At 40.7% G+C, this 7,284-nt stretch carries 8 protein-coding genes; 7 read left to right on the top strand and 1 reads right to left on the bottom strand.

Going from position 1 to position 7,284, the window contains the following annotated elements:
- Positions 1–133 precede the first annotated feature (133 nt).
- The 7 genes from QVP90_RS01860 to QVP90_RS01830 all read left to right on the top strand — a co-directional run bounded on the left by QVP90_RS01860 (position 134) and on the right by QVP90_RS01830 (position 6,381).
- On the top strand, positions 134–1,279 hold the full coding sequence (locus tag QVP90_RS01860) for a sensor histidine kinase (protein WP_005934301.1): 1,146 nt from the start codon (positions 134–136) through the stop codon (positions 1,277–1,279).
- Between the two features lie 156 nt (positions 1,280–1,435).
- Positions 1,436–2,011 carry a YceD family protein gene (locus QVP90_RS01855; protein ID WP_005934298.1) on the top strand — a complete coding sequence of 192 codons (576 nt, stop codon included), beginning with the start codon at positions 1,436–1,438 and terminating at the stop codon, positions 2,009–2,011.
- 13 nt (positions 2,012–2,024) lie between these two features.
- Positions 2,025–2,210, top strand: a complete 186-nt coding sequence (gene rpmF / locus QVP90_RS01850; RefSeq protein ID WP_002562387.1) for a 50S ribosomal protein L32 — start codon at positions 2,025–2,027, stop codon at positions 2,208–2,210.
- Between the two features lie 104 nt (positions 2,211–2,314).
- Positions 2,315–3,319, top strand: a complete 1,005-nt coding sequence (locus tag QVP90_RS01845; protein WP_021935519.1) for a beta-ketoacyl-ACP synthase III — start codon at positions 2,315–2,317, stop codon at positions 3,317–3,319.
- 87 nt (positions 3,320–3,406) lie between these two features.
- Positions 3,407–4,288 (top strand): GTPase Era, encoded by an 882-nt coding sequence (gene era, locus QVP90_RS01840; RefSeq protein ID WP_021935518.1) that lies wholly within the window; start codon positions 3,407–3,409, stop codon positions 4,286–4,288.
- A 47-nt stretch (positions 4,289–4,335) separates the two neighbouring features.
- Positions 4,336–5,649 carry a ribosome biogenesis GTPase Der gene (der, locus tag QVP90_RS01835; RefSeq protein ID WP_005934289.1) on the top strand — a complete coding sequence of 438 codons (1,314 nt, stop codon included), beginning with the start codon at positions 4,336–4,338 and terminating at the stop codon, positions 5,647–5,649.
- An 84-nt stretch (positions 5,650–5,733) separates the two neighbouring features.
- A complete protein-coding gene (locus tag QVP90_RS01830) occupies positions 5,734–6,381 on the top strand; it encodes a response regulator (RefSeq protein WP_005934287.1) in 648 nt (215 codons plus the stop codon).
- Between the two features lie 242 nt (positions 6,382–6,623).
- Here the strand turns inward: QVP90_RS01830 and QVP90_RS01825 are convergent.
- Positions 6,624–7,284: ABC transporter ATP-binding protein (locus QVP90_RS01825; protein ID WP_288203741.1), on the bottom strand; the 661-nt coding region annotated here is incomplete at its 5' end.

The raw sequence follows: 7,284 nt of genomic DNA, 5'->3' as shown, positions 1-7,284 counted from the left end.
GCGCAGCCTGCTTCTCACATCTCAATTCTCACATCTCAATTCTCCCCATTTTCATTCTCCCATCTCCCATCTTTTTCCTTTCCGCATAATATTGCACCGATCAGACCGTTATATATTAATAAATCAGTTTTATATGCAATTTATTGATATTCGCCGTATTAAGGTTATATTGGTTATCTCTGCTGTTATTATAGCAGTAGCTTCTTTGTATTTTTCTCATCGGCTGGTAAAGGATCTTTCGATGGAAGAGCGACTTAAGATGGAGGTGTGGGCAGAAGCAATGCGTGCTTTCAGTGTTGCTGATGAGAATGTGGATCTTAATTTGGTTTTGAAAGTATTGAATGCCAATAATACGATTCCGGTGATTGTGTCCGATGCTGAAGGGAATATTCAGACTTATCGTAATATAGAGATTGCCTCTAATGATTCGGTTGCTTTTCTGTATAAACAGTTGGAGCGCTTTAAACAGAATGGAAGTGTGATCCGGATTAATTTATCATCCGGAAGTGATTATAATGATGTCTATTATCAGGATTCTTTGATGCTGACGCGTCTTTCCGTTTATCCTTATGTACAGTTAGGGGTCGTGCTTATTTTTGTTCTGGTAGCTATATTTGCTTTACTCAGTTCAAAGAAGGCCGAACAGAATAAAGTATGGGTCGGTCTGTCCAAAGAGACGGCTCATCAGTTGGGAACACCTATTTCTTCTCTGATGGCTTGGACGGAATTATTGAAGAGTGCATATCCTTCGGACAATTTGATTCCTTGCATGACTGAGGATGTCGCTCGTTTACAAATGATAGCCAATCGCTTTTCCAAGATCGGTTCTGCTCCGGAAATGGAGCAGGTAGATTTGGGGAAATTGTTAAAAGAAGTAACTGAATATATGGCGCGCCGCACTTCGAATAAAGTAGAGATTATTACCCATTTACCTGAAAATGCTATTATTATTCCTTTGAATGCTTCACTGTTCGGGTGGGTAATAGAAAATTTGTGCAAGAATGCGATAGATGCCATGGATGGGGTTGGAAAAATAACAGTGTCCGTCATAGAGTCTGCTACTCGTTGGTATATCGATGTGGAGGATACGGGGAAAGGAATTATTAAAAGTAAACATCAAACTATTTTTACACCTGGTTATACGACGAAAAAGAGAGGCTGGGGACTGGGATTGTCATTGGCCCGTAGAATTGTAGAAGAGTATCATTCAGGGCGTATTTTTGTAAAACAGTCGGAGCTAAATAAAGGTACAGTATTTAGAATAGAACTTAAAAAGTGAATATTTACTGATAATTTGTGTGTTATGAGGATTATTATTTGTATCTTTGTCGCCCGAATTCTGTCCATCTTTTTGTTCTTGTTGGGAAAATGAAAGATGAAGAACAGGATATTTAGGCTTTTTTTGTACCTTTGCAACAATTAAAAAAGTGAAGCTTTGGGAAAGTTTGATAAATACAAAATAGACTTGAAAGGAATGCAGTCGGATTCAGTGAAATATGAATTTGTACTGGATAATCTGTATTTCGCTCATATTGATGGCCCTGAGGTTCAGAAAGGTAAGGTTAACGTAGAGTTGACTGTAAAAAGAACATCTCGTGCTTTTGAATTGAGCTTCCAAACCGATGGAGTGGTATGGGTGCCTTGTGATCGTTGTTTGGATGAAATGGAGCAACCTGTAAGTTCTTCTGATAAACTGATGGTCAAGTTTGGCCATGAATATGCGGAAGAGGGTGACAACTTGATTGTGATTCCTGAAGAAGAAGGGGAGATCAATGTTGCATGGTTTATGTATGAATTTATAGCTTTGTCTATTCCGATGAAGCATGTGCATGCTCCTGGAAAATGTAATAAGACAATGACCAGCAAGCTAAGCAAGCATTTGAGAACGAATGCTGACGAAGATGGAGATGAGACGTTTGAAGTGGCCGGTGATGATATCGTAGTAGAAGAAGCCGAGGAACAAACAGATCCCCGATGGAATGAATTAAAAAAAATATTAGATAATAATTAAAGTTTAAAGAAAAATGGCACATCCTAAGAGAAGACAATCAAAAACAAGAACAGCGAAGAGAAGAACTCATGATAAAGCTGTGGCTCCGACATTGGCTATTTGCCCGAATTGTGGAGAATGGCATGTTTATCACACTGTATGTGGAGCTTGCGGATACTACAGAGGTAAACTCGCAATCGAAAAAGAAGCAGCTGTATAATTGTAGTACAGTCTGAATAGACTTATACTTAATCAGACAGCCAGAGAGCATTGCTCTCCGGCTGCTTTAAGTATTAGAAGTATTGCTAAATTAAAATTGAATTGATGGAAAAAATAAATGCAGTAATCACAGGAGTCGGTGGATATGTACCTGATTATGTCTTGACAAATGACGAGATATCGAAAATGGTAGATACTAATGACGAGTGGATTATGACCCGTATCGGGGTAAGAGAAAGACGAATCCTGAATGAAGAGGGATTAGGCACCTCTTATATGGCCCGTAAGGCTTGCCGGCAATTAATGAAGAAAACCGGTGCTAATCCTGACGACATTGATTTGGTTGTTGTTGCTACTACTACTCCAGACTATCACTTCCCTTCCACAGCTTCTATTCTTTGCGATAAACTCGGACTTAAAAATGCATTTGCTTTTGATTTGCAAGCGGCCTGTAGCGGCTTCTTGTTTTTGTTGGAAACGGCTGCTAATTTTATCCGTTCGGGAAGATACAAGAAAATCATTATTGTAGGTGCAGACAAGATGTCATCGATGGTGGACTACACAGAACGTGCTACATGTCCTATTTTTGGCGATGGTGCGGCTGCTTTTATGGTAGAGCCTACTACTGAAGATGTGGGTATCATGGATGCTCTTTTGAGAACCGATGGTAAAGGCTTGCCTTTTCTGCATATGAAAGCTGGTGGATCGGTGTGTCCTCCTTCTTATTTTACGGTGGATAATCACATGCATTATATCTATCAGGAAGGTAGGACTGTATTCAAATATGCAGTTTCTAACATGTCGGATAGCTGTGCGGCGATTGCAGAACGTAATAATTTGAATAAAGATAGTATCGACTGGGTGGTTCCTCATCAGGCTAATATGCGTATTATCGATGCGGTGGCCCATCGTTTGGAACTTCCAATAGAAAAGGTATTGGTAAATATCGACAGATATGGTAATACCAGTGCGGGTACTTTACCGCTTTGTATCTGGGATTTCGAAGATAAACTCAAGAAAGGTGATAACCTGATCTTTACAGCATTCGGCGCAGGATTTACCTGGGGAGCTGTTTATGTAAAGTGGGGTTATGACGGAAAGAAGGAATAGTAACAGACGTTACTGATATATAACACATAAAACGCATCTTATTTCGATTCGATGCGTTTTTTTGTCTAAATCAATAAATGAAAGGCGATGCATAAAGCAGGTTTTGTAAACATAGTAGGTAATCCGAATGTCGGGAAGTCGACATTGATGAATGTGTTGGTAGGTGAACGGGTTTCAATAGCGACTTTTAAAGCACAGACCACTCGTCACCGTATTATGGGGATTTATAATACGGATGATATGCAAATTGTTTTTTCCGATACTCCGGGAGTTTTGAAGCCGAACTATAAGTTGCAGGAGTCGATGCTGAACTTTTCTACATCCGCACTGACGGATGCGGATATTCTGCTTTATGTAACGGATGTGATAGAGACTCCTGACAAAAATAACGAGTTTATTGAGAAAGTACGTAAAATGACCGTACCGGTACTTTTGCTTATTAACAAGATAGACCTTACCGATCAGGAAAAACTGATTCAGTTAGTGGAAGAGTGGAAAGCGTTGCTTCCACAGGCCGAAATTATTCCTATCTCGGCAGCTTCGAAGTTCAATATTGATTACGTAATGAAACGTGTGAAGGAGTTGCTTCCGGATTCTCCACCCTATTTTGAAAAAGATCAATGGACCGATAAGCCCGCACGTTTCTTCGTGAACGAAATTATTCGTGAGAAAATTCTGTTGTACTATGATAAGGAGATACCCTACTCGGTAGAAGTGGTTGTGGAGCAATTCAAAGAAGAGGCGAAGATGATACATATCCATGCTGTAATTTACGTCGAGCGTGATTCGCAAAAGGGAATTATTATCGGGAAACAGGGAAAAGCGCTGAAGAAGGTGGCTACGGAGGCTCGTCGTGATTTGGAACGGTTCTTTGGGAAGACGATCTTTTTGGAGACTTATGTGAAAGTGGATAAAGACTGGCGTAGTTCGGATAAGGAATTACGTAATTTCGGTTATCAGTTAGATTAAGAATATATTCATACGACTGTGATAGTCGCAAAAACAACGTGTAAACTATGGGAAATTTAGTTGCAATTGTTGGACGTCCTAATGTGGGAAAGTCGACTTTATTTAATCGCTTGACTAAAACTCGTCAGGCAATCGTAAATGACGAAGCGGGGACGACCCGTGACAGACAATACGGCAAGTCGGAATGGCTGGGCCGTGAGTTCTCTGTAGTTGATACCGGCGGGTGGGTAGTCAATTCGGATGACATTTTTGAAGAGGAGATTCGCAAACAGGTATTAATGGCGGTAGACGAAGCCGATGTAATTCTGTTTGTGGTGGATGTGATGAATGGGGTTACTGATCTGGATATGCAGGTTGCTGCTATTTTGCGGCGTGCAAAGAGTCCCGTAATTATGGTAGCCAATAAGACGGACAATCATGAATTGAGATATAATGCTCCCGAATTTTATAGCTTGGGATTGGGAGATCCATACTGTATTTCTGCCATAAGCGGTAGCGGTACGGGTGATTTGATGGACTTGATTGTCAGCAAGTTCAAGAAAGAATCAGAGGAAATCCTGGATGATGATATTCCCCGTTTTGCTGTGGTCGGACGTCCGAATGCCGGAAAATCGTCTATCGTTAATGCTTTTATCGGTGAAGAGCGGAATATTGTGACTGAAATAGCAGGTACTACGCGTGACTCTATTTATACCCGGTATAATAAATTCGGTTTTGATTTTTATCTGGTTGATACGGCGGGTATCCGTAAGAAAAATAAAGTGAATGAGGATTTGGAGTATTACTCGGTGGTTCGTTCCATTCGTTCTATTGAGAATGCAGACGTATGTATCTTGATGGTGGATGCCACCCGTGGTATCGAGAGTCAGGATTTGAATATATTTTCTTTGATCCAGAAGAACCAGAAGGGACTTGTGGTAGTTGTGAACAAATGGGATTTGGTAGAAGATAAAACGGCAAAGGTGATGAAGACTTTTGAAGAGGCTATCCGTTCACGTTTTGCTCCTTTTGTGGATTTTCCTATTGTCTTTGCTTCCGCATTGACTAAGCAACGTATCCTGAAAGTATTGGAAGAGGCTCGTGTTGTTTACGAAAACCGGACGATAAAGATTCCTACTGCACGTTTGAATGAAGAGATGCTTCCGTTGATAGAAGCTTATCCCCCCCCCTCGGTTAAAGGCAAATACATAAAAATTAAATATATAACCCAGCTTCCTAATACGCAGGTGCCTTCTTTTGTCTTTTTTGCCAATCTGCCGCAATATGTGAAGGAACCATACAAACGTTTCCTTGAAAATAAAATGCGTGAGAAATGGAATCTGACCGGAACACCTATAAATATCTATATTCGTCAGAAATGATGTGAAATAAGTAGGACGAGGACTTCGTTTTTTGAACGATAATATTTATATTTGTCAGAGACTAAGCAACAGACAATTCATATTATGGTAGAGAAAGCGGAGATTTTGTTGGTTGATGATCATGCGCTGATCCTGGAAGGGATTTGTCAGATTTTAAAACGAATCCCTGAAGTGGTTGTAGCAGATGCAGTGACAACGGGTAAGGAGGCTGTCGGGCTGATTGCAGCGCGTGATTATGATATTTATATTTTGGATGTCGGTTTACCCGATATGTCCGGATTTGAATTGATAGAGATGATTCGTGAAATCAATGAGGATGCACGTATAATCATCAATACAATGCATGAGGAAATTTGGTATATCAACAGGCTTATTCGCCTGGGAGTGAATGCTGTGACTCTGAAGGCTTCGGAGTCCGTTGAAATAGGAAAGGCTGTAAAGAGTGTGTTGCGGGGAGTAGCATATACTTGTCCGCGATTTGAGGGCATACGGCAGAAACTGAGTAATGCTTCGTCACAAATACACCCTAAGGATATTCCCACCAAGCGTGAGCTTGAAGTTTTGCAAGCAGTCTCCGAGGGATTTTGCACGCATGAAATTGCTTCGCGGTTGCAGATTACGGAGAATACGGTTGAAACATTTCGTAAAAGGCTGATTCAAAAATTTGAGGCAAAGAATGCGATTGATATGGTGGTGAAAGCAATGGCGCTGGGGTGGATAAAAGTTGTGTAGAAAGAAATTTTTTCTTCTGTCACGGTTTTCGGTGATGTTTTTGTGCAACTTTTCGTCTACCTTTGAGGCGGTAATTGAAATAACTCTCTCTTACAGTTTCGTGAAGAATAAAAAAGAGGACAGTCAATATGTCGTGATGATATATGTCAATTCTATTAACTGGTTTTTACAATAAAAGGGCGTACTCGATAAAAAGAGTGCGCCCTTTGTTCCTTTTCGATGGAGGGGGAGGATCTATTAGATCAACCTTCTAAATTTTGTATTTCCACATCTTTTACTTTACGGAGCAGGTCGGAAGCAAATATAAAGTTATTCAACAACTTGTTAGTGGAAGTGAAAATATCATCTTTTGTACCTTCCCATTCTTTTCTTCCTTCGTAGATATAAATAATCTTTTCTCCGATTCCTAACACGGAGTTCATGTCGTGCGTATTGATGATTGTCGTCATGTTGTATTCTCGCGTGATGTCGTGTATAAGATCATCGATCACTAACGAAGTTTTAGGATCGAGTCCGGAGTTCGGTTCATCACAAAACAGGTACTGCGGATTGAGTGCGATGGCCCGTGCAATCGCTACTCGTTTCTGCATACCTCCACTGATCTCTCCCGGAAACTTATCTTTGGCTTCTGTCAGATTCACACGGTCGAGACAGAACATGGCCCGTTTGGTGCGGTCTCGTAATGTATCGTTACTGAACATGTTCAATGGAAACATTACGTTGTCCAATACAGACATGGAGTCGAACAGGGCAGCACTTTGAAATATCATTCCCATCTCTCTGCGCAGCATTTTCTTCTCTTTTTTACCCATCGCCAGGAAGTTGCGATGGTCGTATAGCAATTCTCCTTTTTCGGGAATCAGCAGCCCGACGATGCATTTCATCAGTACCGTTTTTCCTGAA

Source organism: Bacteroides sp. CAG:189 (assembly GCF_000432295.1).
In the GTDB taxonomy this organism is placed as follows: Bacteria; Bacteroidota; Bacteroidia; order Bacteroidales; family Bacteroidaceae; genus Bacteroides; species Bacteroides salyersiae.
Note: the sequence above shows the minus strand (reverse complement) of the source record. Positions and strands in the feature narration are given on the sequence as shown.